At 34.0% G+C, this 25,033-nt stretch carries 25 protein-coding genes; 10 read left to right on the top strand and 15 right to left on the bottom strand.

Going from position 1 to position 25,033, the window contains the following annotated elements; genetic code table 11:
- Window positions 1-12 precede the first annotated feature (12 nt).
- The 11 genes from I5M07_RS04995 to I5M07_RS05045 all read right to left on the bottom strand — a co-directional run bounded on the left by I5M07_RS04995 (window position 13) and on the right by I5M07_RS05045 (window position 13,667).
- A complete protein-coding gene (locus I5M07_RS04995; protein WP_200105093.1) occupies window positions 13-1,449 on the bottom strand; it encodes a SusD/RagB family nutrient-binding outer membrane lipoprotein in 1,437 nt (478 codons plus the stop codon).
- Window positions 1,450-1,461: 12 nt separating this feature from the next.
- The gene (locus I5M07_RS05000; protein ID WP_200105094.1) at window positions 1,462-4,905 is read right to left on the bottom strand and encodes a SusC/RagA family TonB-linked outer membrane protein; all 3,444 of its coding nucleotides are present in this window, start codon (window positions 4,903-4,905) and stop codon (window positions 1,462-1,464) included.
- Between the two features lie 81 nt (window positions 4,906-4,986).
- The gene (locus tag I5M07_RS05005) at window positions 4,987-5,922 is read right to left on the bottom strand and encodes a FecR family protein (protein WP_200105095.1); all 936 of its coding nucleotides are present in this window, start codon (window positions 5,920-5,922) and stop codon (window positions 4,987-4,989) included.
- 93 nt (window positions 5,923-6,015) lie between these two features.
- Window positions 6,016-6,600, bottom strand: coding sequence for an RNA polymerase sigma-70 factor (locus I5M07_RS05010; protein ID WP_200105096.1), 585 nt, complete (start codon window positions 6,598-6,600; stop codon window positions 6,016-6,018).
- A gap of 161 nt (window positions 6,601-6,761) precedes the next feature.
- The gene (locus I5M07_RS05015; RefSeq protein ID WP_200105097.1) at window positions 6,762-7,367 is read right to left on the bottom strand and encodes a thioredoxin family protein; all 606 of its coding nucleotides are present in this window, start codon (window positions 7,365-7,367) and stop codon (window positions 6,762-6,764) included.
- 13 nt (window positions 7,368-7,380) lie between these two features.
- Window positions 7,381-7,860: a TlpA family protein disulfide reductase gene (locus tag I5M07_RS05020; RefSeq protein WP_200105098.1), complete on the bottom strand. Its 480-nt coding sequence runs from the start codon at window positions 7,858-7,860 to the stop codon at window positions 7,381-7,383.
- Between the two features lie 226 nt (window positions 7,861-8,086).
- The gene (locus I5M07_RS05025; protein WP_200105153.1) at window positions 8,087-8,851 is read right to left on the bottom strand and encodes a LytR/AlgR family response regulator transcription factor; all 765 of its coding nucleotides are present in this window, start codon (window positions 8,849-8,851) and stop codon (window positions 8,087-8,089) included.
- 4 nt (window positions 8,852-8,855) lie between these two features.
- Window positions 8,856-9,158, bottom strand: a complete 303-nt coding sequence (locus I5M07_RS05030) for a 2TM domain-containing protein (RefSeq protein ID WP_200105099.1) — start codon at window positions 9,156-9,158, stop codon at window positions 8,856-8,858.
- A 1-nt stretch (window position 9,159) separates the two neighbouring features.
- Window positions 9,160-10,521: a histidine kinase gene (locus tag I5M07_RS05035; RefSeq protein WP_200105100.1), complete on the bottom strand. Its 1,362-nt coding sequence runs from the start codon at window positions 10,519-10,521 to the stop codon at window positions 9,160-9,162.
- Between the two features lie 19 nt (window positions 10,522-10,540).
- Complete coding sequence (locus tag I5M07_RS05040) at window positions 10,541-11,164, bottom strand: hypothetical protein (protein WP_200105101.1); 624 nt, start codon at window positions 11,162-11,164, stop codon at window positions 10,541-10,543.
- A 343-nt stretch (window positions 11,165-11,507) separates the two neighbouring features.
- Entirely contained in the window at window positions 11,508-13,667 is a 2,160-nt protein-coding gene (locus I5M07_RS05045; protein ID WP_200105154.1) for a TonB-dependent receptor, read from the bottom strand.
- 125 nt (window positions 13,668-13,792) lie between these two features.
- Between I5M07_RS05045 and I5M07_RS05050 the strand changes: the two genes are divergently transcribed.
- The 10 genes from I5M07_RS05050 (at window position 13,793) to I5M07_RS05095 (ending at window position 22,216) form a co-directional block, all read left to right on the top strand.
- The gene (locus I5M07_RS05050) at window positions 13,793-14,251 is read left to right on the top strand and encodes a YciI family protein (protein ID WP_200105102.1); all 459 of its coding nucleotides are present in this window, start codon (window positions 13,793-13,795) and stop codon (window positions 14,249-14,251) included.
- A gap of 3 nt (window positions 14,252-14,254) precedes the next feature.
- Window positions 14,255-14,812: a sugar O-acetyltransferase gene (locus I5M07_RS05055; protein ID WP_200105103.1), complete on the top strand. Its 558-nt coding sequence runs from the start codon at window positions 14,255-14,257 to the stop codon at window positions 14,810-14,812.
- 3 nt (window positions 14,813-14,815) lie between these two features.
- The gene (locus I5M07_RS05060) at window positions 14,816-15,076 is read left to right on the top strand and encodes a hypothetical protein (RefSeq protein ID WP_200105104.1); all 261 of its coding nucleotides are present in this window, start codon (window positions 14,816-14,818) and stop codon (window positions 15,074-15,076) included.
- 1 nt (window position 15,077) lies between these two features.
- On the top strand, window positions 15,078-15,467 hold the full coding sequence (gene gloA2, locus I5M07_RS05065) for an SMU1112c/YaeR family gloxylase I-like metalloprotein (protein WP_200105105.1): 390 nt from the start codon (window positions 15,078-15,080) through the stop codon (window positions 15,465-15,467).
- 112 nt (window positions 15,468-15,579) lie between these two features.
- Window positions 15,580-16,860, top strand: coding sequence for a chloride channel protein (locus I5M07_RS05070; RefSeq protein WP_200105155.1), 1,281 nt, complete (start codon window positions 15,580-15,582; stop codon window positions 16,858-16,860).
- A 6-nt stretch (window positions 16,861-16,866) separates the two neighbouring features.
- Window positions 16,867-17,466, top strand: a complete 600-nt coding sequence (locus I5M07_RS05075; protein WP_200105106.1) for an HPP family protein — start codon at window positions 16,867-16,869, stop codon at window positions 17,464-17,466.
- Window positions 17,467-17,571: 105 nt separating this feature from the next.
- A complete protein-coding gene (locus I5M07_RS05080; RefSeq protein ID WP_200105107.1) occupies window positions 17,572-18,114 on the top strand; it encodes an IS1096 element passenger TnpR family protein in 543 nt (180 codons plus the stop codon).
- A gap of 110 nt (window positions 18,115-18,224) precedes the next feature.
- Window positions 18,225-18,584, top strand: coding sequence for a four helix bundle protein (locus tag I5M07_RS05085; RefSeq protein WP_200105108.1), 360 nt, complete (start codon window positions 18,225-18,227; stop codon window positions 18,582-18,584).
- 45 nt (window positions 18,585-18,629) lie between these two features.
- On the top strand, window positions 18,630-19,688 hold the full coding sequence (locus I5M07_RS05090) for a nucleoid-associated protein (protein ID WP_200105109.1): 1,059 nt from the start codon (window positions 18,630-18,632) through the stop codon (window positions 19,686-19,688).
- A gap of 161 nt (window positions 19,689-19,849) precedes the next feature.
- Window positions 19,850-22,216: a GAF domain-containing protein gene (locus I5M07_RS05095; RefSeq protein ID WP_200105110.1), complete on the top strand. Its 2,367-nt coding sequence runs from the start codon at window positions 19,850-19,852 to the stop codon at window positions 22,214-22,216.
- Window positions 22,217-22,326: 110 nt separating this feature from the next.
- On the opposite strand, the gene I5M07_RS05100 is transcribed toward I5M07_RS05095, so the two are convergent.
- From I5M07_RS05100 to I5M07_RS05115, 4 genes are all read right to left on the bottom strand, one after another.
- Entirely contained in the window at window positions 22,327-22,740 is a 414-nt protein-coding gene (locus I5M07_RS05100) for a type II toxin-antitoxin system VapC family toxin (RefSeq protein WP_200105111.1), read from the bottom strand.
- The gene (locus I5M07_RS05105; RefSeq protein WP_200105112.1) at window positions 22,737-22,985 is read right to left on the bottom strand and encodes a DUF6364 family protein; all 249 of its coding nucleotides are present in this window, start codon (window positions 22,983-22,985) and stop codon (window positions 22,737-22,739) included. The genes I5M07_RS05100 and I5M07_RS05105 overlap by 4 nt, the downstream gene beginning before the upstream one ends.
- 190 nt (window positions 22,986-23,175) lie before the next feature.
- Complete coding sequence (locus tag I5M07_RS05110; RefSeq protein ID WP_200105113.1) at window positions 23,176-23,751, bottom strand: hypothetical protein; 576 nt, start codon at window positions 23,749-23,751, stop codon at window positions 23,176-23,178.
- Window positions 23,752-23,825: 74 nt separating this feature from the next.
- The gene (locus I5M07_RS05115) at window positions 23,826-25,013 is read right to left on the bottom strand and encodes a Pycsar system effector family protein (RefSeq protein WP_200105114.1); all 1,188 of its coding nucleotides are present in this window, start codon (window positions 25,011-25,013) and stop codon (window positions 23,826-23,828) included.
- Window positions 25,014-25,033 lie beyond the last annotated feature (20 nt).

A 25,033-nucleotide genomic window follows, 5' to 3' on the forward strand; every position in this document is an offset into this window, starting at 1 on the left:
TTTATTTAATTATTAATCAATAGTGTCCCACCAAACTTTGGTATTAATATCATCGCTTCCAAGTAATTGAACAGCCTCTTTATAATTTACTGGATTGTACAATTGCTGGTCGGTAGGATAGGTAAAACGAGCTGGCATTTGGGCATTATTTAACATAGCAGTTGTTGTAGGTAATTTGGGTAAACCTGTTCTGCGGTATTCAAACCATTGTTGGTAATCGGTAAAATACAATGCATAGTATTTTTGCAACATAATCTTCTCTAAACTACCATCATAAGCAACAGCTGAATTCGAAAAATAATCTGTTGGTAGTACAACGCCTAGTTGATCCATTGCCGCATTAATACCGTTTTTATAATGCGTTTCAGCATCAGCAATAAAACCTCTTTGGGCTAATTCTGCTTTTATAAATTCTACCTCAGCATACGTTAAAATCATAATTTTCATGGGTGCTACTGCTTGATTTCGATTTAAACTGGAAGCATTGTATTGAAATTGCGAATCGGAACCCGTATAAGCACTCGGAATTCCTTTATAACCCAAATTAACCCCGTTAAAATCGGTTGCTGTAGTGGCTATTATAGCCCTCCTCGGATCATTTAATGCATTTAAATTATCAATAAAAAAAGAAGCCATTCTAATACCATTATTAAAATCTTGTGGTCTCCCCCAAGGCGAAACATTGGCTCCAATTCCGGTTACTTGCAAGATTGCTGATTCGGCAGTTGAGGCAAAAACTGGGTAAAGTGTCGGATTTTGCACCATTGCCACCAATTTTTGTAAAGCATTGGTTTCTGTTCTGTTAGAAATGCGCAATAACAAACGCATGTGTAGCGAATTGGTAAATTTTCTCCATTTTGTTACATCATTTTGAAAAAGGATATCGCTAGCATAAATCATACCTGTTTGGGTATTGTACAAACTATTGGCTCTTTCTAAATCAGCTAAAATAGTTTCGTAAATAAACTCTTGCGAATCGTATGAAGGATACAACAAACCTTCTTCTCCTTTTACAGCATTGGTCATCGGAACCGGCCCAAATACATCAGTTAAATTGGCATATATCCATGCATTTAATGTTAGCGCAACGGCTTCGTAATTGGTGTCTTGTGCTTTTTCGGCTGCAATACGCATTTCGCGAACACCGGCCAGCCATTTATAGGACGTATTCCATGTAGAATTACCGATATTCGGACTAACATCGTATCGGTGTAAACCCCCAGAAATACTAGGAAAAGGCAACGAAACCTGCATCAAATTAAAAGTTACATCGGTACTACGTTGCGCATGATGACTTGCCATACCATACAAAATAGGATTTAGTAACGTACCGGGACTAATTTCTGCAATCAAATTAGGATTCTCGTTTAATTCTTCAAAATCCCCTGTACAATTCGTATTCAATAATACAAGAGTTAAAAGGATTACTATAATTTGTAGTTTTTTCATTGTTGTATTACTTTAAAAGTTGAATTTTAAATTAAATCCATAATTGGCTGGAGAGGGCATTTGTCCCATTTCTATTCCAGGCAAAATGGTATTACCATTCAGAGCAGCTGTTTCAGGATCATAAATAGGAAAATCAGATATAACGGCTAAATCTCTTCCAAAAACAGCAAATTGTACTGCTTGCAAACCTGTATTTCGAAGCCACTTTTTAGGAAATTCATAAGCAAAACTTAGCTCACGGAGTTTTAAGTAAGAAGCATCGAAAGAATTGGATTCAATATTAGCCCTTCTATAATATCGGGTATAATAATCTGGAAGTGTAACTTTTGTAGTATTTTCCGAATAGCTACCATCAGCATTTAAAACCACACCATCGCCTATAATATAACCTTCTTCACGCCCCATTAATGTACCTTCTAGTTTACCTTGCTCCATCATTTTATGATGCGTTTGCGAATAAATCACACCTCCATATTGTCCGTCAAGGGTTACACTGGCAGTAAAATTACCTATAGAAAAAGAGTTTGTAAAACCAGCTTTCCAGTCGGGACTAGCATCACCTATATACTGAATATCATCTGGATAAGCTGGTAATCCCGCTTCATCATAAACAATATTTCCTTGGGGATCGCGCACAAATCCGTAACCATACATAGCAGTGGTTGTACCGCCTACTTTACCAATTAAGGATGCTGTACCACCTTCTCCAATTACAAATTGATCATCGGCTCCATCGGCTAGTTCTAAAATTTTATTCCAATTACGAGACCAATTTAAAGTTGATTTCCATTTAAAACCAGGGTTATCAATTATGGTGGCCCCTAATATAATTTCTACTCCTCTATTTCGAACATTACCAGCATTTGTAATTCTGCTAGAATAACCTGTACTATAATCTAAGGGCACTGTAATAATTTGGTTTTTAGTATTACTTTCGTATACCGTAGCATCAAGTGTTAATCGTTTGTTGAACATATAAAGTTCAAAACCAGTTTCAAAACTTGTTGTAATTTCGGGCTGAAAACTATCGTTAAAAAGTGTATTATCTGTTACTGCCGAACTAGGAAAATCAGATTGACCGTAGTATTTACTAGTTCTGTACGGATCGGTATCATTACCCACTTTAGCAAAAGAAAAACGGTATTTTAAATAATCAATAGTTTCGGGCATATTGAACATTTCGGAAAAAACAATACTGGTATTTACCGATGGATAGAAAAATGAATTATTTTCTAGTGGTAAGGTACTCGACCAATCGTTTCGTCCTGTCACATCAACAAAAATATAATCCTTGTACGCTAACGAAATCAAACCATACAAACTGTTTACCTCTTTATTACTATCATCTTTCCGAACCAAAGGAGTAGTTACTCCATTGGTAAGTTTATAAACATCGGGAACGACTAAACCTTCCACTTCTGCTTCCATTTTTCGGTATTTTTGAGATCTGCTGTTTCCTCCTAAGGAACCCGAAAAACTGAAACTTTGGCTAAAATCATTTTTATAGGAGAGCAAAAAATCATTATTGATTTCTTGCATGTATACGTCTTGCGTTTTAAAAAAACCTTTTGCGTATCTATTGATACTATATGGTCGACGCTGTTGCCTGTTTTGATTGTAGGTATTTAAAGAAGTTCGAACCATCAAATCCAAATGATTTCCCAAATCAATATTCGCAAAAAGATTTCCTACCACTTGACTACTTTCTAGCGGATTAGTCGCCTCGTATGCAATTAAGTACGGATTATCGATATAAGAACTATAGGGGTTAATTTGATCTATGTTTTCTAAACCGTTCATCCAAATAGGCTTATACCAATTTAAATCAACATTCGGATTTTGGAATATCATAAAATAAGCTATCGAACCATTGTTGTATCCGGTAGAAGGCAAGTTATCACTAGCTCTGTTATTATAATTGATTGATGTTCCAACTTTTATGCGATTCGAAATTTGATAATTAGCATTTACGGCCGCCGTATACCTGTCAAAACCAGTATTCGGCATAATCCAATTGTTTTTTTGATTACCGAAAGAAGCTCTAATTGACCCGTTTTTATCTCCACCTTGAAGTGATATGTTATTATTAAGTGTTACACCCGTATTCCAAAAATCTTTGCGATTGTCTTTATAGGGTTGCCATAAAGTTCGTTCTGCTCCTTGTCCTTGTAAAATAGGGTCATATTGGTAATAATATTGATTGTTAAATGCAGGCCCATAAGCACTACTTGTACCGCTAGTACTAGCACCATCTTCAGAAGCACCATACGAATAGTACAATTCACCTTCTTTATTGAATCCTTTTCCAGTTCCTTGTCCGTATTGATATTGATAATCTGGCCAACGTTGTATCACGTCAAAAGTTGCACCAGAAGTTACCGTAACACCAAGCCCTTTGCTTTTTTTACCTGATTTTGTTGTAATAATTAAAGCACCATTAGCAGCGCGGCTACCATACAAAGCCGTTGCTCCAGCTCCTTTCAGCACTGTTACACTCTGGATATCGTCTACATTCAAATCAGATATTCCGTTACCGTAATCGATCGGAGAATCGTCTCCCATATAAGCCGTAGAGGAGCCCGACGTAGTCATTTGAGATTGCATCGGAACACCATCTACCACAATCAATGCTTGGTTATCATTAATATCGATAGAACGATTTCCCCTTAAAATAATAGATTGCGAATTAATGGGTCCTGAACCGGAAGAAGTAATATTTAAACCCGCAACTTTTCCTTTTAAAGCCGATGACCAATTATTAGGAGTCGTTTTTTCGAGCTCATCAGCTTTTATGGTTTGTTGCGCAAAACCCAAACGTTTTTCTTCTCTTTTTATTCCTAACGCCGTAACCACTACATCATTCAACATATTAGTTTGTTCTTTTAATTGAATGACTATTGGTGATTTGGATAAAGCTACTTCTTGATCTTCAAATCCGATAAATGAGATTACCAATCTGGCCGAATTAGAAACCGTAATAGTAAAATTACCGTCGAAATCGGTTGTAACCGTATTAGAAGTACCTTTTTCGGTCACTGAGGCACCTGGCAAAGACATACCGCCAGCATCCAAAACTTTACCTTTTACCAGCTGGGGTTTTTGATCGGGTTTGATAACCGTAATAGTTGAATTAATTCTTTTAAACTCAAAACCCGATTGTTGGCTTATTTTATTTAATATGCTTTCAACCGATTCGTTGACAGTATGAATTGAAAAACGCTTCGAAAATCCTGATATTTTATCATCAAAAATAAAAGTAAATTGCGTTTTTTGTTCGATTGCGCTAAGTACTTCTGTTATAGAAGCATTATTCAGATTTAGCGAAATTTGCTTTTCATTTAATACTTGATCGCTTATAGGCTTTGCAAATACATTGCTTATGAACAGAAAAGCAAGCAGCAAAAAAACGTAATTAGATACGTATTGATTTAAAAAAAATTGTAGTTTAGTATTCATTACAGTAAGGCTATAAATTTGTTTTTGTAGTCTGTTTTTCTCCGCTTCTGTTCCAGCAGAAGCGGTTTTGTTTTAATTAAATTAATTTGGTTTTCTTCTTATAATAATCTGTTTTGGGGTTATGTATTCTATTTGTAATTCTTTTAGCAAGGCTATACTTTGAAGGATGTTATCCAGCTTGGGTTCTTTAAATTTTCCAGATATAGTAAGCTCTTCAATGGTTTTATCCTGAAATTGAATGGTCACATCATACCAATTTTCTAAAATTCGAGCGGTTTGCGCTAAGGAATTTTTCTTTAGTACTATACAATTCGTTGTCCAGGCAATCCCTTCTTTACTATTTTCTTTTGTTAAAACAAAGCCATTAGCAGGTATAAAATCAACTTGATTGTTTTTAATCAACACCACATTTTCACCATTCGGAGCACTTACTTTTACTTTACCCGTTAAAACACTCACTTTTGTATGATTATGATTATAAGCGTTAATATTAAACGAAGTTCCTAGCACTTGTACTTTTACATCCTTTGTATTGATTATAAAAGGCTTACTAGGGTTTCGGGTAACTTTAAAATAAGCTTCTCCTTTTAATCGAACCATTCTTTGATTGCCAAATTTTTCAGGAACTACAACCGAACTATTCGAATTTAAAACTACGATACTACCATCGGTAAGTATAATTTGCTTTTTTTCACCTCTTACTGTAGCATGGGTAATGAAGTTTTCTTTTAAAAAATGAGTTTGATACACATAGGTTATACCCAACATTACAACCAAAAGAGCGGCCGCTTTATAAAGACTAGACCAAATTTTTTGTTTGGAAGTGGAAGTTTTGTGGGTCGACTTCTGTATTTTTTTCCAAATACGATTTCTTTTTTTCTGCAAAAACGAATTTGGAATTGTTTTTTCGGATTGTTGGAGTGAATTCAAATAGTTTTCAACAGCTAAAATTTCTTCTGCAGTAGCGGTTCCTTCAGCATACTTATTTGCTAAATCTAAAAATTGTTCTTTTTTCAAAATACTTGCTTTTACCTGTAAGTCACATTTTTTCAGGGTAACAAGTAGTCTGTTTTATTGATTTAACGGTTCCTTAAAAGAAACCAAGGGTAGCTAACAATAAAAAAACATTCCGATAACAAAAGCCGAAAGTTGATAGTCATCGAAATTATTTCGAAGGTATTTCAAGGCATTACTAATGTGCTTTTCGACAGTTAATAATGATATATTTAATTTGATTGCTATTTCGGTATTAGAATAGTATTCAAATCGACTTAATATAAAGACTTCTTTGCACTTGGGCGAAAGTTTGTTAATATGATTTATTACTGTTTTTTCAAAATCTTTATATTCAATATCATCCATAGTTTTGGAAGGAATGGAGATGGTTTCTAAAATATCAAGATGCTCTTGAGTAAATTTTAAACTACGAATATGGTTAATTACCTTGTATTTTATCGCTTTTAATAAATACGATTCCAAATGTAATATGGTAGCCGAAGGCATTTTGTTCCACAAATCAATAAAAAGTTCTTGCACAATATCCTCACAAACTTCTTCATCCTGATAAATGGAGTAAGCATAGCGATACAGAGGTTTCCAATAACGGTCAAATATAACCTCAAAAGCCATTTGGTTGCCATTTCCTGCAAGTGCTTGTAACTCCTTATCGCTATATCCTATCAATCGTTTTTTCATAATCAAGTAGTATTGACAAATGAAAAAAATGTAGCGCTGAATGCCTAGAAAAGGAGTTTAAGTTTCTGTTAAGCATTTAATACTGTACATACTTAAAACAAAAAAAAGGAATAAAACAATTTGTTTCATCCCTTTTCTAAATTTAAAATTCGTTATTTATTTTATTTCTTCGTTTTTATAGAACAACCAATAGCTTTTGTTGTTTCGGGCGAAGGGTTTTTACCGTTTTCTAAGGCTGCAATGGCATTTTCAAGGTATTTTTCTTTTACATCTGCTGCACTATCTACATTATCATCAATAGCGCCAATGTATTTTACAATTCGATTTTTATCCAGCAAGAAAACGTGTGGTGTTTTGGTAGCTCCGTATTGTGGATATATTTTTTGACCTTCATCTACTAAATAAGGAAAAGCAAATGCTTTTTCTTTCGCTCTCACTTGCATTGCTTCGTAATTGTCATCAGGTTGAGCAATTGGGTCGTTTGGGTTAATTGCTAAAAGAATATAGCCTTGTGGTTTGTATTTTTTAGCCAAATCATTAATACGGTCTTCGTATTTCTTGGCAAACGGACAGTGATTACAGGTAAAAACGATAATAAAACCTTTGGCATTCTTGTAATCGGCCATAGAATACATTTTCCCGTCAACTGATTTCAATTTAAAATCGGTGGCTTTGTCTCCAATTTTATACGGTACAGGAACATTTACCGCAAAAGAAGAGAAGAAAAAAACAGCGATCACCGCTATAAATAAGGATACTTTTTTCATTTTATATGATGGTTTAATTAATATTCTTTGTTACAAATTCGTTTAGATCGGAAAAATTTTCAAAACTTTTTTCTACAAAAATTTTCTGATTTTGATGCAAAATTAAGGTCGCCGGAATTGCCCCACTCCATTCGTTATTGACCATTGGCAACCAATTATTATAATCTTTATCGGTTAACAAAACTACTTGAGATTGCAAGTTTTTGCGCTTAACAAATGGTATTAATTTCGCTTCATATTGGTCTTTAAAATCCAAACTTACAAGTACCACTTTTACCTTTTTATTCTCCAAATTTAGCTGTTCAAAATAAGGCAATTCTTTTACGCAAGGCGCACACCAAGTAGCCCAAAAATTAACGACATAAGTGGTGTTTTTTTCGCTCAAAATTGCTTTTTCAAGATTGGCATAATTATCAAAAACAGCTACTTCTTGCGCCATAATCTTTGAAGAAAACAAGGTCAAAAAAACAACTAAAAATAAGGGTTTCATCATCTGATTTTTATTTATAATTTCGTTGTAATTTACAATGATTATCCCGTTTAAAAATTAGCATTAACAAAACATTAGTACAAAAACAAAAGTACCTTTTTTCAGGAAAAAAGTTTGAAAAAACAGATCAATTTATCAAAAAAAGCATTATAAATAAAATCTATATTGATTTATTAAAAAATTAATTTCCAGTATTTTAAAAGCCAAAACTTGAACTTATAATTTAAGATCATCCAATCCAAGTTTTAAAATCAGAAACTTTCTCCCTACTTACAATCACCTCCTCTGCTTTGTAGGTTGGAAGCAAAATTTTGAGCCTTGAATTACTGTACATTGTGATCTCTTTTATGGCTTTTAAGGATACGATAAACTTACGACTAATTCTGAAAAATTCCTTCGGATTGAGTTCTTGTTCTACCATTTCCAAAGTGGCATCCAGCAGGTAATTTCGATTGTCAAAAGTATGAATATAGGTTCCTTTGTTTTCACTAAAAAAACATTCAATTTCGGAAATGGAAATCACCTTTAATTGCGATCCAATTTTGATGGTAAAGCGTTCTTTAAATGGTTTCTCAAACGGATTAAAAAGCAACTTTTTTATCACTTCAAAATCGGCTGCGTACGAATGGGAAATAGGGGTTATAGGTTGCCATTTTTTATATTTCAAAATAGCCTCTTCCAACTCTTCCTCATCAATGGGTTTTAACAAATAATCAATCGAATTTAATTTGAAAGCCTTCAAAGCATATTCGTCATAAGCGGTTGTAAAAATGATGGCGCTCTGGATACTGACTTTCTCAAAAATTTCAAACGAAAGACCATCCGACAATTGGATATCTAAAAAAATCAAATCAGGTTGTGGATTCTGAGAAAACCATGTAACCGATTCTTCAACCGAATGCAATAACTGAGTGACTGATACATTTAACTTTTCGAGTTTGCGTTGCAATAATCTCGCAGCGGGTTTTTCATCTTCAATAATGAGTACGTTCATCATGCTATTGCCATTTATTTTGATTTTCTTTTTCTTTCTGCATCAATTCGTTGATTTTTTTCTCTTCCCATTCTTTTCCAAAAAAAGGCATCACATCAAAAACCTTCAATCCGTGAATCAACAAACCAACTCCCCACCCCATTATAGGCCACAATGACCATAAATATTCGGGCGAAGTGCGTAGGTTTAAAAAAACCAAAAAACCATTGACGGCCACATAAGAAATCAAATTACCATAAAACCCTTTGATTTCTTCTACCTTTTTTTTGGCTCTGTCGTATTTTTCATTTTCAAAACTATTTTCCATTTTATTTCCAATTTGTAAATTGTTCATCCTCTTTATTCATCAATTCTTTTATTTTTCGTTCTTCCCAAGTACTGCCGTATCCAAATGTTTTAAAAGCATGCATCGACAAACCAAATCCCCAACCAAATACAGTAAACCAAAACCAATGAAAGCTTGGCACTACCAACAAATTGGTTACAATTACAATCGGAATGCAACAACAATACACGGTTAAATGGGTATAAAACTCCTTTAATTCTTTCACTCGTTTTTTGGCTCGAAAATAGGTTGCGTCTTCGGCATATCTTGAAAAAGTATCCATAACAGAAACTTGTTTGGTTAAAATGGGAATTTTGACACTAAATTTTTGTTCGTTTTCATCGATAATCACTTTGCGATTGGTAATTAAAGCATATCGATTGGCTATATTTTGCAAACCAACGCCTTGTCGTTCCTGCAAAACCTTCTTCTTTTGCAAATCATTCTCAACAATTAAATAATTATCTTGCTCAAAAATGCGAATATGTAAGGGTTTTTGCTCGCTCACTACATTGTGCTTAATCGTGTTTTCGAGTAAAAGTTGCAACGACAGCGGCACTACTTTCGCTTCAGCATTACTATTTTCAAAATCAGGAAGCGAAAAAGACAAGCTGTTTTCGAATCGCATTTTGAGCAAATTCATATACGTTTTGGCAAACTTTAGCTCCTCTTCTACCGAAACCAACTCTTTGTCTTTTTGCTCTAAAACATAGCGGTAAATTTTAGATAAAGAAGTGGTAAAACGTTGTGCATTATCAGGATTTTCCTCGATTAAAGAACTCAATACATTTAAACTATTGAAAAGAAAATGCGGATCGATTTGGTTCTTTAAACTTTCAAATTTGGCATTGGCAGTTCCGGCAATGATTTTTTGTTGGGTAATTTCGATTTTAGAAGCTTGTTTCCATTTAATCATAAAACTTCGGGCTTGCAAAAAAGTCGAAACACCTAACGACAAAATAATATAAAACAAATGCACCCAAATCATTCTAGCCCCAAAAAACACAGCCAAAGTCACGTCTTGCAACACCACAAAAACCAAATAATTGATACCTAAAACAACCGGAACAGTATATAAAATCGTGCAAATGATCCCAAAATACACCCGTAAATTAGTTTGTTCGAGCCAATCCCATTTTCGATCCAGAAAAACATTGATAAAACCATTTCCAAATCCCAATCCGAAAGAATACATACAGCTGATAAAAAAAGTAACCAACACATTTCTGACTGTTAAATCTTCGCCTAAAAAGGCCGAAAACAATACAGCAAAAACCATCGAAATTTTAAAACAAACGACTGTTCCACTTTTTAAATCGGCAAATGAACTTTTATATTCTTTCATTATTTTTAACTAATTCGGTTTATTTTTTACAATTTTTTTGTGCTTCCAAAGCCCTATCCAATCCCCAATTAGGATCAAAAGCCGTTTGAGGTTTAAAAGTAGCAAAAAGTTCAATTGCTTTGTCCACTTGAGCACAAAGTGGCTTGGTATCAACTCCTGTCCATTTAGCTCCTCCCAGTTGATAATCGGCTTCGCCAAACACAATTCGCGGATTATTCGGGTCGATTGCCTTTCCTTTTGCATAAGCCTCCATGACTTTTGCCGAATATTTCATTCCGTTGGTCATCGGGTCAGCCACTACCCATGCCGTATAAATTAGTGCTTGAAGTGCATACAACTCGGCATTTTTATCATTTTTAAGAAACTCGGCATCCAAAGCATTTTGTGATTTGGTCAAAAGCAATTCAATTTGCGTTTTGTCTTTGACACTAAAAGCCGAAATAGTATTGATAAAAGCCACATAATAATTGGGCTGCCAATGATTGGGCTCGGCCGAAGCAATTCGTTCAAAAAGAGCCGAAGCTTCAGTTGTTTTTCCGTCTTTCCAAAGTCCCAGTGCTTTTTGCATTCCGTTTTCGTACTGACTTTGAGCAGTTAACAAACTGCAAATAAAAAAGGCTAATGAAGTGATAATTTTTGTCATGATTTTTAGTTTTTTATTTGTTAATTGATTTGATAAATGAAACTTTTTATTTTAAGGTTCAAAGGAACAAAGTGACAAAGGTTCAGAGGTTTTAGGAATATCTCAAAGAAGTAGCTTTTCATTTCTTTTAGCCTTTGTCCCTTTGCATCTCTGGTACTTTGCACCTTCTTCTTAATTACCCTCCAAAAGTATTGCTGTTCCCGGGGTTATAAAATTTAATCCTACTGAATTGTTGAATAATGAGGATGAAGTGTTTTTTTGAGTTTCTAAGGAACTAAGATGCAAAGTTTCTGAGTTTTTTTCCGCTTAGATACTTAGCGACTTAGAAACTTAGCGGCTTTCGCTACAAATTCTTCAACTGATTCTCCTTTTTATTATCACTAATTGTCCAAAAGAAGCCTACAAAAAAGAAACGATCTGCAGTGGGAATAATAGCTTGACGTTGATACACACCATTTGAGTCTGCGTTTCTAGCATAATCGTATCCAAACACATTTTGCGTTCCCAAAATATTAGAAACCGAGAAGTACAAAATCTTTTGTGTAGTGAGCAAATAGGCCCAATTAAAACTCAAACTATTGTATGATTTGGTTTTTCCGTTCATAAATTGTGATTGGTTAGGATCGTTAAAAGGTCGCCCGGAACTAAAACTATTGGTAAACCCAATTTGCGATTTCCAGTCGGTGATAAAATATTTAGCTACTACAGATAACGAATGATTTGCAATAAAACTAGGCGTTGCCCTTGTTGGAAAATTCTTGTACTGCCGTTCCGAATCGATATAAGAATAGGAAACCCAATATTCTAAATTTTTGTACAAATTACTATCTCTCCAATACAATTCAAATCCTTTGGCATAACCCGAACCATTATTATTAAAAACCGAATTATACTGAATTTCCGGAGTATCGTATTGTACCAAATTTCGATAATCTTTATAATACAAATCAGCTCTTAAAATTTGCCCCGGTTTGGTAAACTGATAATTCAAAATGTAATGCTTGGCTTTCTCGCTTTCAAACTGATGAAATTTGGAATATTTAATATAATTGGAAATCGGAGTTTGCGAAAAATCGCCATAAGCAAAAGAAAACTGACTGTTTTTTGAAACTTTATAAGCAATAGAAGCTCTTGGAGCAATTCTGTTTTCATGAAGCAAACTAGTATTCGAATAGCGTAAACCTGTCTTAAAAGCTAATTTTTTTGAAAACAACAACTCGGCTTCTGTATAGGCCGCAAAAATATTGGAATTATAGCCATTAGTGACGTCAATTGCCCTATTGTCATAATAATTCTCATCAAATTCTGTAATAAAATAATCAGTTCCAAAAGACAATTTGAAATAATTAGAAAAATTCTTTCGCAACTTTAACTTCAATTGTGCTGCATTTTCGTCGGTATTCAAATCGGCAACATCGTATTTTAATTTGTTTTTACTTAATCCGTAACTCAATCCAGAAGTGAGCTGCCAACCAGTTCCGAAACTTCCTTTGTAAGACGAATTCAAATAAAAATTATTATTATTCATATCGGTACGGATTGGATTTTCGAAATTGATATTTTGCTGATTTAAATCGAATTGCTCCGAATCAAAAGCAGCATATAATTTAAAAATTCCATTATTGAATTTATATCGGTAAACTGCTTCTCCTCCCAAAGATTGATACGGATTATTCCATACTACATTTTGCGGAACCACCGCTTGATAGGGCGCTAAATTGATATAGGAAAGATTCATACTCAACGAACTTTTTCCCCATTTTTGCGTGTTTCCCACACCTAAACCTACTGTCATGAACGAAATATCCGTTTTTTCATGATCTTCCTCATCTTGCGTATTCAAGAGCAAAACGCTCGATAAAGCCTCGCCGTATTCGGCCGAATAACCGCCAGTCGAGAAAGCAATTCCGCTAAATAAAAAAGGCGAAAATCGACTGCGAGTCGGCACATTGTTCGTGGTTGCGCCGTACGGTTGCGCCACCCGAATACCATCTACAAAAGTTTGGGTTTCGCTAGCCTCACCACCACGAACAAACAAACGCCCGTCTTCGCCAACGGTTTGTGTTCCGGGCAAAGTTTGCAGAGCGGCCACTATATTTCCGGCAGAACCAGCTGTAGTAACAATATCCAAAGGTTTTAAAACCGAAACCCGTGCTTTATCGCCCGATTCTAAAACGCCAGCGGTTATCACGACAGCATCTAACGAATTGATATTATCCCGGAGTTTGAAAACTTGGTTTTTGCAATTCTTCGGATCAATTTCGGTTTTTAAGGTTTCCAATTCTAAAAAACTGACAACCAAAATAACCGAGTCCGTTTTATCAGTTTCAAACAAAAACTGACCATTTTCGTCGCTTGTTGCCCCATCGTAAGTGCCTTCAATAAAAACATTAGCGCCTTGAATAGGATTCCCTTTGGTATTGGTCACTTTTCCGGAAATAGTATTTTGCGCAATAGTAACGGCACAGACTAAGAATAAACAAAATATAATGCTGGCTTTCATGGTTTTTGATTTTAATGATTCAAAAGTATTTCCAATCAAAATCATTACAAATAATAAGCTACCGAACTGCCGAATTTTTAGGATGAATTGCGTAATTTTAGTTTTCATTACTAACTTTTATCTCAATGAAAAATTCCATTTTGCTTGCTCTGCTTTTGATTTTTACAGTACCTATTTATTCACAAGAACAAAAAAACAGCTACGATGAAGCGTTAGCAAAATCCTTACATGCCGATGAGGACGGAATGAAAAATTACGTATTTTGTCTTTTAAAAGCTGGAAACTACACCGCTGCTTCTAAAGATGAATCACAAAAATTATTTAAAGGACATATGGCAACTATCTACAAATTAGCCCAAGATAAAAAATTGATTATCACGGGTTCTTTTATGCCAAATGAAAAAAATTATATGGGAATTTTCATTTTTAATGTGGAAACCATTGCAGAAGCCGAAGCTCTTGTTGTCAACGACCCCGCAATAAAAGCACATTTAATAGATATTGAATTAATCCCATGGGTCTCGAGTGCGGCATTACAAGAGGTAACCAAAATTCACCCTAAAATTGCTAAAACTAAATTTTAAATTATGAAAACCGAAAAAGAAAAAATGATTTCGGGCGAGTATTACAATGCTTTTGATCCCGAATTGGTAAAAGGTCGGAGGAGAGCAAAAAACCTTTTACATAGCCTGAATATAACCGAATACCGAGTAACCAAAAAAGCAAAAGAAATCGTGTCCGAATTGATTCCGAATGCGGGCAAAAACCTGTACATAGAACCCCCTTTTCATTGCGATTATGGCTATAATATTTTTTGCGGCGAAAACGTGTATTTTAACGTTAATTGTGTCGTACTCGATTGTGCTCCTGTTACGCTAGGGAACAATGTTTTTATAGCACCCAATGTTCAAATTTACACCGCTTCGCACCCACTCGATGCCGAATTGCGAAAGACACTCGAAAATGCACTGCCAGTAACCGTTGGGGACGATTGTTGGATTGGCGGAAATACCGTTCTTTGTCCGGGTGTTACCATTGGAAAAGGTTGTGTGATTGGTGCTGGTTCTGTAGTAACTAAAGACATTCCGGATAATTCATTGGCGGTTGGAAATCCGGCAAAAGTAATTCGAAAATTAAATCAATAAAATATGCCACATCTTTTAGCAAAACTTAAAAATGTACCATTGCTCTCCATCAAAGAAGTTTTAGAAAACGACAAAGAATTTCACGCCAGTAAAGGCATGTTTTTAAAACAATTATGGCAAAATGCCGACAATGAAAATGAAGTAGTATTTCTTTTTGAAGTAAACGATCTTCAACAAACCAAGCAGTTAATTACTCAATTACATTCGGAAACTTTGGCTCAAAATCCAGACGCTAATTTGCCCGATATGACTTATCTACAATAAAATGCTATCACTAAATAAAGTTCACCATATTGCTATTATTTGCAGTGATTACGATAAATCGAAAGAGTTTTACACTTCCGTTTTAGGTCTAAAAATCATTCGAGAAGTGTATCGCGAAGAACGTGATTCATATAAATTAGATTTGGCTTTAAATGACAATTATATCATCGAATTATTTTCATTCACAAATCCTCCCAAACGAGTTTCTCGACCCGAAGCAATGGGATTGCGCCATTTGGCTTTTGAGGTTGATAATTTAGATGTAACCGTTTCGTTTTTAAAAGAAAACAACATCAATTCCGAACCCATTCGTATAGATGAATTTACTCAAAAACGATTTACCTTCATCGCCGATCCTGATGATCTACCTATTGAATTTTACGAAAAGTAAAATATTGATTTTTTTGTAAAAAGTTAAAATACTGTTTTTAAAACCCGTTATCCGAATTCTAATACGTAAATTTGCATCCGCATTGTGAGAGGTGCAAATAAATAACTACATGATGAATAAAACGGCGCAAATCAAAAAAAATCATCAATTAATCAAATTCAAAAAACTAGTAATTGTTTCTATTTTAATTGGATTTTTATCTGCTTTATTAGGATTAACACTAAAAAAAGCAACCGAATATTACGAAGAAATCTTTTTCCATCAGGCAACTGTAAATCCTTGGTTATACGTACTTTTTCCGGTTTTCGGATTATCTGTGATTTATTTCTTACGCCTTTATATGTTTAAGAAAAAAGAAAACAAAGGCATCAAAGAAGTCTTTGAAAGCACACAATCCAAATCAAAAAACTTACCTTCTTATAAAATTCCGTCGCACACTATTAATGGTTTATTGACTGTTATTTTTGGTGGTTCAACCGGCATTGAAGTTTCTACAGTTGTAGCAACAGCCACTATTGGCTCGGTAGCACATGAAAAAGAAAATGTTTTTCGCCAATACAAAACCGAATTAATTTGTGCTGGCGTTGCTGCCGGTATAACCGCTTTGTTTAGCAGTCCTATAGCGGGATTATTATTTGCCTACGAAGTAATTTCAAATAAAGTAACACGCGCTTTTATCATTTCTAATCTGGTTGCGGTGAGCCTTGCTTATGGCTTGTTGGCCATTTTGAACGAAGAGCCTTTATTTGCTGTGTCTATCACTACTTGGCATCTAAGAGCCATTCCGTATTTTATTCTTTTGGGAATTTTAGCCGGAATCAACTCGGTTTATTTAACGCGTTGCGTGCTGTTTTTCAAATCCAGATTTGCTAAAATCGAAGTTCATTATTATAAAATTTTATTAGGTTCTTTGGTTTTGAGCATTTCGCTTTTTGTATTTCCGCAATTATACGGCGAAGGCTATCACGCCATTCAATCTATTGTAAACACTCAAGCCAATAGTACTCTTACGCTAACTTTGGCCATCACTTTTATCGGCATTTTAATTCTGAAACCAATTGTGACCTCCATCACTTTAGCCTCAGGTGGCGATGGAGGTGTTTTTGCCCCTAGTTTGTTTATTGGAGCCTTTTTAGGATTGTTGCTGTCCTTGTTTTTAAACACCTTTTTTCATGCCAACATCATTCCTTTAAACTTTATGGTTATTGGCATGGCTGCTGTTTTAAGTGCCAGTATCCACGCTCCTTTTACGGCTATATTTTTAGTTTGCGGATTAACAAATAACTACACCTTATTTGTTCCGATTTTGGTGGTTTGTTTGATATCCAAGTACACCGCCAAACGCATTTACCCTAAAACGGTTTATACTTTTAGTCCAAATCTTTCCAATTAAAAAGCAATGGCGACACAAAAAATAAAGCGCGGGTATCGTAAAACCCGCTACATTTTGTATAAAGAAACTTTAATTGATTTTAAAGAACAATTTTGGTCGTTTTTAGGCTCGTTTGTCGGAATTGGCATTTTATCCTACATCCAAACCAAACATTTTTCGGGCAATGATGCCGTGTACTTAATTGGTTCGTTCGGCGCTTCGAGTGTGTTGGTTTACGGCATTATTCAGAGTCCTTTCTCGCAACCCCGAAATTTAATTGGTGGTCATTTAATTTCGGCCTTTATTGGTGTTAGCGTAAATTATCTAATTCCGAATACGGTTTGGATTGCGGCTCCACTTGCGGTTTCTTTATCCATCGTGTTCATGCAAATCACCAAAACACTACACCCTCCTGGTGGTGCCACGGCTTTAATTGCTATTATCGGAAGCGAAAAAATCAAATCGTTGGGATATTGGTACCTCGTATCGCCTACTTTGGTTGGCGTTTTTATCTTGTTTGTAACGGCATTAATTTTTAACAACATGACGCCGAGCCGACAATATCCAAGCCACAGTACTTACCACAAATACTACCATAAAATTAGAAAACGATTAACCAAACAGTAGTAAACTCACTATCAAACAAAAACGTTTTTTTTGAATAAAAAAATTTAATGTAATTGGTATTAAAACGGATTAAATGTACCTTTGAACATTATAAAAACAACGATTATGGTTTACAAATTCAGAGTAATCTTAGACGCCGAAGAAGATATTTTCAGAGATATTGCAATATTAAAAGAAGATACTTTAGAAGATTTACACAATGCTATTTTTAATGCATTTGGGTTTGATGGAATGGACGTAGCTTCGTTTTACACTTGCGATGATACGTGGAATCAAGAAGACGAAATCCCGCTTTTTGACACAGGCGATATTCCCGGAGAACAACGCATTATGAGCGATTATACTCTTGAAGATATTTTGCACGAGGATAACACCAAAATCATTTATGTTTACGATTTTATAAACATGTGGACTTTTTTGGTGGAATTAGCCGCTATAGAAGATCAAATTGTTGGAAATACGTATCCAGAAACTTTATTTTCGCACGGAGAAATGCCTGCCGAAGCCACCGAAAAAAACTTCGAAGCCGATGACATGCACAATGATATTTATGGCGAATTTGAGGACGATTTAGACGAAGACGACCTCGACATGTTTACCGGAGACGATAGCTTCGAAGATTACGGATTTGAGGAGAATTGGAATTAAGAAGAAGCTACTAAGATTTTGAGTTACTAAGTTGCTAAGTTTTTTTAGATTTATTTTAATTAAGTTTTATCTTACTTTTGAGGAATATTCAAATTCTAATTAAACTTTAAATGAGCACATTTAGGAAACTTTTAATTTGGCAAAAGTCAATGACTTTAGTCACCAAAATTTATCAAGAGACAAAACATTTTCCGAAAGAAGAAATATTTGGATTAACTTCACAACTTAGAAGAAGCTCCATTTCAATTCCGAGTAACATTGCCGAAGGTTTTGGTAGAGAAACAAATAAAGATTTTTTACGTTTTTTGAATATTTCAATTGGTTCTTTGTTTGAAATGCAAACCCAACTCGAAATTGCCAAAAACATTTCATACATAAACAACGAACAATTTAACAACTTATATGAGGATAGTCGAGAGGTCGAAAGAATGATAGTTTCCTTCACTAAAAAAATAAAAGAAGAAAACTAGAAAACTTAGAAGCTTAGCAACTTAGAAACTCAGCAACTCAAAAAAATGATCAACCTTTTCAACACGCACATCGAAACCCTAGCTATTCACAGGGTGGGAAACAAAAGTCGCAACGAAGCGATTTTTTTATCGGAACAAACTTTTAATTTAAACGACGAAATTGCACCTTTAATTAAAGAGTATTTTTTTAAGCCTTTTAGAGAAAAAGAAGAAAACTATTATCAGTTTGCGCATGAGGTTGATTTGGATTACAACGACATGTACAAATTTGCATCGGAAGTTTTTGAAAATCCAAGCAATTTGCACGAAGTTTCTAAAAAAATAACCAAACATTTATACGAGCAATCCAATCATCCGCACATTAAAAATGGAGAGGTTTATGTGACTTATTTGACCAATTTAAGCATTGATAATAATGTGGTAGATGCAATTGGGATTTTTAAAAGTGAATTACAAGCGGATTTTTTACAATTTGAAGAAAAAGGCAGCAATTTAGAAATGATTTTGCAACAAGGAATCAACTTGAGCAAATTGGATAAAGGCTGTTTGATTTTCAACTATAAAAAAGAAGAAGGTTACAAAATTTTAACGGTTGATAGTAACCGTTACGATGCCCGTTATTGGTTGGAACATTTTTTGAGTGTTGATGCTTTTGAAGACGAAAATTTCATCACTAAAAAATACTTGAAATTCTGCCAGAATTTTGCCAAAGATGTAGTACTTCCGGCCGAAGATAAAAAGGAAGAAGTAATGTTTATGAACCGCTCGGTAAATTATTTTGCCAAAAACGATGAGTTTGAAGAAACCGCCTTTTTGAACGAAGTCTTAGACAACCCCGATTTGATTCCGGAGTTTAAAAATTATAAAGTAGACAAAGGCGAAAAATACAGCATCGAAGACATTACCTCATTTCCTATTGCCAATGCCGCTGTTTCGGATGCTCGAAAATCCATTAAAAATGTAATCAATTTGGATACTAACATTCAAATTAAAATGGATTTCATCAACCCGGAAAGTGCCGAAAAATTTGTTGAAAAAGGCTGGGACGAAGAAAAACAAATGTATTACTATTTGGTTTACTTTAATAAAGAACAAAAAAGCTAACAATACCGTATTAGTTATATTTTCAATTTACTTTTACACTAAAAATCCTCAACAAGCTGTTGAGGATTTTTTATTTAAATACACATTCCAAGCAGATTTTCATTAAAAAAACACAATTAAACGCGGTTTATGAGTAATTTTACACTTTAATTCTTCGGCTTATGAATTATCATATCTACAAAGAAAGTCCGTTTCAAACGATTATTTCTTTTCATAAATTAATCGAAATTTTAGAGCAAATTGCAACAACCGACACTATGTATCGTGCCGATTATGCAAAGGCAATTTTAAAAGAAATCGAGGCCATTCCGCAGTTAAAAAACGGTATAACCGATTATGCTGACATTAAAAAATACGAACTCATCATTCAGCATTTATTAGCCGATTTATTTCCGACTGCTTTAACGCATAACGAGATAAAAGCCGTTACCATTCCCTTTCAAAATTTTACGTTCAATTATACCGAACGATTTAAAAATATTCTGGCCAATGCCGGATCCGACTTTGATATGTCCATTCGGAATTTCGATGCGCATCAATTTTACATCAACAATTGTTGTTTGATTTTAAAAGCCTATTACAAACAAAACATCGATTTCAACAAGCCTTTTTTTTATGATATTCCTGATAAAAACGGTGTCATTTATCATTATCGCATTTTGTACAATGCCGATTTCATGGAAATTATTCCGACCGAAAAAGCCGTTTCCTTAACACAAGAAGACATTGATTTGTTGATTGATAATTATAATGCCATTGATTTATGGAAAGAAAAATTTCCGGAAGGAAGTTGGATTTTGAAAGGTTTTGGCATTATCACTTTATTTGATGCCACGACCGAAAATGCCATTTCGATTTTAAAAACAAACTTGATTAAATCGGATATAAAAAAAATCAGTTCGACTGTAGAAATTGAGAATATTTTTAAATCGATATTCAAAATTGAAAACCTGCATTTTGGCTTTGTCATTTACAATTCAGAAGAAAAAAAATTCATTCGTCCTAAACAATATAAAAATGATATTAAGAGTTTTATAATGTCGGATACCGAGCAAATCGATTGTGGAAATCCTTTTTTTGGTTGCTCGTTTAACAACTTACTCGAAAACAGCGAACCTTTTGTTATTTCAAATGTGGAGCAATTTGCACTTTTGCCAGGATCTGAAATAATGGGACAACATTTACTGCATCAAAATATTAAAAGTTGTGTTTTTGCCCCAATTTTAAAAGACGATAAATTACTTGGAATCATTGAATTGGTTTCGGAAAAAGCTCGTGAATTAAATTCGGTTAACGCTACCAAATTAGATTTGATTTTACCTTATTTGGTAGATACTATAGAACGTTACAATACCGACAAACAGCACCAAATTGAAGCCATTATACAACGCGAGTATACCACGATTCACCCGAGTGTGTATTGGAAATTCAAACAAGAATCTGAGAAATATTTTGATACCTTAAACCACACCAAAGATTACATTTTAAAAGAAATTATTTTTAAAGAAGTCTATCCTCTTTACGGTCAAATTGATGTAAAAAGCTCTTCTAATTTCAGAAATAAAACGGTAAAAGAAGATTTAAAAAAACAACTGTCGATGTTATTGGATATTGTTTCTACCGAAAATGAAATCAGCAAATTAATGCTTTTAGAACAGCGAAAATTCGAATTGCAATCGCAGCTTGAGCAACTTAACGAACCCTTAAGAGCGGACACCGAGCAACAAATTCAGCGCTACATTGAAACCGAAATTCATCCGCTATTAAAAAATCCTAAAAGCAGTCCCGAAACCAAAAAACGCGAGGCATTGTATTTTGAAAATTTAGATGAAAAATCGGGCATGTTTTACCACGAGCGCAAAAAGTTTGACAATGCAATGGCAATTATCAATAAAAAATTAGCCAATATTTTAGACCAAAAGCAAGTAGAAGCCCAACAAATTTATCCGCACTATTACGAACGTTTTAAAACAGACGGCGTAGAACATAATTTATACATTGGCGCTTCTATCACGCCTAGTAAGCCTTTTGATATTTTGTATTTGCACAATTTGCGATTATGGCAATTACAAACACTGTGCGAAATGGAATTGGAACACCATTATTTAAAAACTTCTTTGCCTTATGAATTGGATGTTACCTCGTTGATTTTGGCTTTTAGTTCGCCTATTTCGATTCGTTTTCGAATGGATGAAAAACGATTTGACGTCGATGGAACTTACAATGCAAGATATGAAATTGTAAAAAAACGCATCGACAAAGCCCACATCAAAGGCACGTTAGAGCGCATTACCGAAAAAGAAAAAATAACCATTGTTTATTCGCACTCACAAGAAGAAAGCGAGTATTTAAAATACATCAAATACCTGCAGTTTAAAAATATCTTAGAACCCGAAATTGAGCAATTTGAAATTGAAGACTTACAGGGTGTTTCTGGACTTAAAGGAATTCGAGTAAAAGTTAAAAACACTCAAAAAAAGTCAAGAGAAAAAATCAGTTATCAAGATTTACTTAATGAATTGAATTAAATTTTTTGACTAACCAAAAGGAGTGTTTTTCAGAGAAGTTATGTTGCGAACTTAAGCACTACATTTGGTAGTTCGTGAATAGTTTTAACCGTTTAGTTCAAGTTATTACTTTACGAAATGCTACTTAAAAACTCTTCTGCAGTCATAATCGGAATTGTAGCATTCTTAAAATCTTTTCCATTTCTGGTAATAATCAGGGAACAGTTAGCGAGTAAAGCAGTAAAATATTGAACTGCATCTTCAAAATCTTTGAAATTCGAATTCAATGCTTTGTCTATTATTTCTTCGTTAACGTTACAAATCTCACAGATTATTTTAAACTTTCGAAATTTATTCAAAACCGTTTCAGAAGATTCATATTTATTCAAAACGTAATCTATTGTTGTAAAGGAAAGAGGAGAAACAATTAGCGTTAGTTTTTTTTGATCTGCCAAGGTAGCCACTTTAGCAATAGCTTCAAAAAAAGGAACTCTTTCTCCTAATAAATCTAATAGTACGTTGGTGTCTAAAAAAATTCTGCTCATTTGTATTTTTGTTCTAAATAATCGGCACGATCTTTTTTATAATCATAATCAGCTGGAATTTTAATTCCTGATGAAAGGCTTTTTACAAATGGCGAAATTTGTAAGTCGTCTGCTCTGTTTTCAGAAGTCAATGAATTAAGATAATTTTCTATAAGTCGAGACAAACTTATTTTTTTTTCAGACGCATACTGTTTCGCTTTTTCTATTATTTCTTGATCAAGCTTTAATGTGAGTTTAGTATCCATATCCTTAATTATTTATACGTACAAATATATAAAATTAGAACGTAATGATTCATAAACAATTAATTTTAATACACAATCTCATGCGGTTTACGGGTTTTGAAACTGAATTGTTACTGCTAAATGAAAATATGCTAAAAACTGATAATTCCACTAAATCAGCAAATCTATTGTAACCGGCTGTTGGCAGTAGTTATTTTTCATATTCTGGTTCAAAAGGTATTTTTAATAATCCGATTTTAAATTTCAATTTAATATTTTCTTTGTCTACCAAATTTTTATAAACAACTTCCTCCATTTTATAGAATTCCAATTCTTCTGTAAATACTCCAGATTCTAGTTCTTTTTCTACAGCTAATCTCAATTGCTTATTCTTTTCATCATAAGAATCAATTTTGAATTCTCTTGTGGCTGAGCTTAATTGTTTTAGTTTATTAATAATTAGAGAACAATTTGTTGCTGTTTTGTCAAAATCCGAATAAATAACTAATGCGATAAATATTATTATGGGTGAAAATTTTAAATATTCTGGCGAAATTAAATTTAGATCTTTTGACTTAGGCTTATTTCTGTTTTTAAAATATAGAAAGAGAAAAGATAAGAAAACAAAAATAGAAGCAATATACTTGTTATAATAATTTAGATTAGTTTGATAAAATTCAATATCCGATTTAAAATATCCGTTTATAATTCCAAAATCTATTTTACTAATGATTATAATAAATGCAACTATAATTATGATTTTTATATATTTTTTTAGATTCTGCATTCGTTAATTTTGTAAGTTATTTTTTTTTGTCGCATTATTGAATTTTCTCCTTTCATGCTGATAATTACCGCTATCTAAACACTAACCGACACAAAAGCAAAAACAAAGGCAATAACCGAAATGATAATCCCTATCATAAAAAGATTGTAGGCAATGCGGAGCAAACGGTATTTTTTTTCGAGGACGATGCCCAGATAATAAAGGTCTTTAATCATATTTCCGTATAGGTAATCGCGGTCTCTGAGCATTTCATTCATCGCCCATTCGTATTCTTCGATGGGCATTTTGTAGAAATTTCCAAAAAAAAGCAAGTTTACTTTTTTGTCATCAATATCCTCTCGGCTAAAAAAACCTTTGGTAACTTTAGGTCGCGTAGACAAAATCGCAAAAATAATGGTAATCACACTCGAAATCAACATGATAAAAGTCGGAATAACCAAATGCGCATTTTTCGGACTGTCTAATTTTGGAATAATCGTTGATAGCGCAATCGAAATGATAATAGCATTTACCGACAGTAAAATATTGGCTTTGCTATCGGCAATTCCGCTTAAACGAGTGTGATTGCCCAATGTAACCCGAAAAACGGTATCAACGCCTCGATCGGGTTTTTCAACCTTTTTCTTTTTCTTTTTGGGCTTTGTGGGAGTTTCCAATTCGCTTTCTTGTGCCAATTTTTTTATTTTCTCCTTTACCTTTTCCATGTTTTTTTCTTTTAAAGGCTGCCAAACTTTTTGTGCATAATCGGTATAAAATTGGTGTTTGTTGGCCAAAAAATCGATGTTTTCTTTATTCCAATCTAGATTAGAAAACGAAAGGTTTTCGATATTTTCCCATTCTTTTCGCAGCGATTCGCAACTCGAAAAATACTTGTCCGAAATTAAATGGATGTAATCGGCATCGCGAATAATTTTTTCAAGCTGATTTTGAGGTTTGTAAAATTTGTCTGTAGCCAAAATCAGTTTCGAAACTTGCCCGATGAAATTCTCATTTTGCTTATTATCTTTTAAAAAATCAGTGGCAATTTTTACACTTTCGTTTTCGTGATTTTCAAAATTTACGGTGTAACCCGTGTCGTGAAACCAAGCCGCAACCAAAAGAATTTCTTTATCGGCCGCGCTCACTTTTTCGTGCTCGCTAATTTCTGCAACAGCTTCTACAACCGCAGCTGTATGCTGAAAATTATGATACGAATATGAATTGGAAAGTTTATCTTTGAGTAAACAACTAACGAAATCTCGGGATTTTTCTACTAGACTCATAAACTATTTTATTCTACTAA

It is taken from the genome of Flavobacterium agrisoli (assembly GCF_016522065.1).
GTDB classification, from domain to species: domain Bacteria; phylum Bacteroidota; class Bacteroidia; order Flavobacteriales; family Flavobacteriaceae; genus Flavobacterium; species Flavobacterium agrisoli.

Excerpts from the sequence above, each read along its gene's own strand:
- I5M07_RS05070 (WP_200105155.1), top strand. The coding sequence starts at position 15,580 with ATGAATAAAACGGCGCAAATCAAAAAAAATCATCAATTAATCAAATTC.
- I5M07_RS05075 (WP_200105106.1), top strand. The coding sequence starts at position 16,867 with ATGGCGACACAAAAAATAAAGCGCGGGTATCGTAAAACCCGCTACATT.
- gloA2 (WP_200105105.1), top strand. The coding sequence starts at position 15,078 with ATGCTATCACTAAATAAAGTTCACCATATTGCTATTATTTGCAGTGAT.
- I5M07_RS05055 (WP_200105103.1), top strand. The coding sequence starts at position 14,255 with ATGAAAACCGAAAAAGAAAAAATGATTTCGGGCGAGTATTACAATGCT.
- I5M07_RS05045 (WP_200105154.1), bottom strand. The coding sequence starts at position 13,667 with ATGAAAGCCAGCATTATATTTTGTTTATTCTTAGTCTGTGCCGTTACT.
- I5M07_RS05000 (WP_200105094.1), bottom strand. The coding sequence starts at position 4,905 with ATGAATACTAAACTACAATTTTTTTTAAATCAATACGTATCTAATTAC.
- I5M07_RS05020 (WP_200105098.1), bottom strand. The coding sequence starts at position 7,860 with ATGATGAAACCCTTATTTTTAGTTGTTTTTTTGACCTTGTTTTCTTCA.
- I5M07_RS05095 (WP_200105110.1), top strand. The coding sequence starts at position 19,850 with ATGAATTATCATATCTACAAAGAAAGTCCGTTTCAAACGATTATTTCT.
- I5M07_RS05090 (WP_200105109.1), top strand. The coding sequence starts at position 18,630 with ATGATCAACCTTTTCAACACGCACATCGAAACCCTAGCTATTCACAGG.
- I5M07_RS05050 (WP_200105102.1), top strand. The coding sequence starts at position 13,793 with ATGAAAAATTCCATTTTGCTTGCTCTGCTTTTGATTTTTACAGTACCT.
- I5M07_RS05015 (WP_200105097.1), bottom strand. The coding sequence starts at position 7,367 with ATGAAAAAAGTATCCTTATTTATAGCGGTGATCGCTGTTTTTTTCTTC.
- I5M07_RS05105 (WP_200105112.1), bottom strand. The coding sequence starts at position 22,985 with ATGGATACTAAACTCACATTAAAGCTTGATCAAGAAATAATAGAAAAA.
- I5M07_RS05060 (WP_200105104.1), top strand. The coding sequence starts at position 14,816 with ATGCCACATCTTTTAGCAAAACTTAAAAATGTACCATTGCTCTCCATC.
- I5M07_RS05115 (WP_200105114.1), bottom strand. The coding sequence starts at position 25,013 with ATGAGTCTAGTAGAAAAATCCCGAGATTTCGTTAGTTGTTTACTCAAA.
- I5M07_RS05030 (WP_200105099.1), bottom strand. The coding sequence starts at position 9,158 with ATGGAAAATAGTTTTGAAAATGAAAAATACGACAGAGCCAAAAAAAAG.
- I5M07_RS05010 (WP_200105096.1), bottom strand. The coding sequence starts at position 6,600 with ATGAAAAAACGATTGATAGGATATAGCGATAAGGAGTTACAAGCACTT.
- I5M07_RS05100 (WP_200105111.1), bottom strand. The coding sequence starts at position 22,740 with ATGAGCAGAATTTTTTTAGACACCAACGTACTATTAGATTTATTAGGA.
- I5M07_RS04995 (WP_200105093.1), bottom strand. The coding sequence starts at position 1,449 with ATGAAAAAACTACAAATTATAGTAATCCTTTTAACTCTTGTATTATTG.
- I5M07_RS05035 (WP_200105100.1), bottom strand. The coding sequence starts at position 10,521 with ATGAAAGAATATAAAAGTTCATTTGCCGATTTAAAAAGTGGAACAGTC.
- I5M07_RS05080 (WP_200105107.1), top strand. The coding sequence starts at position 17,572 with ATGGTTTACAAATTCAGAGTAATCTTAGACGCCGAAGAAGATATTTTC.
- I5M07_RS05025 (WP_200105153.1), bottom strand. The coding sequence starts at position 8,851 with ATGAACGTACTCATTATTGAAGATGAAAAACCCGCTGCGAGATTATTG.
- I5M07_RS05040 (WP_200105101.1), bottom strand. The coding sequence starts at position 11,164 with ATGACAAAAATTATCACTTCATTAGCCTTTTTTATTTGCAGTTTGTTA.
- I5M07_RS05110 (WP_200105113.1), bottom strand. The coding sequence starts at position 23,751 with ATGCAGAATCTAAAAAAATATATAAAAATCATAATTATAGTTGCATTT.
- I5M07_RS05085 (WP_200105108.1), top strand. The coding sequence starts at position 18,225 with ATGAGCACATTTAGGAAACTTTTAATTTGGCAAAAGTCAATGACTTTA.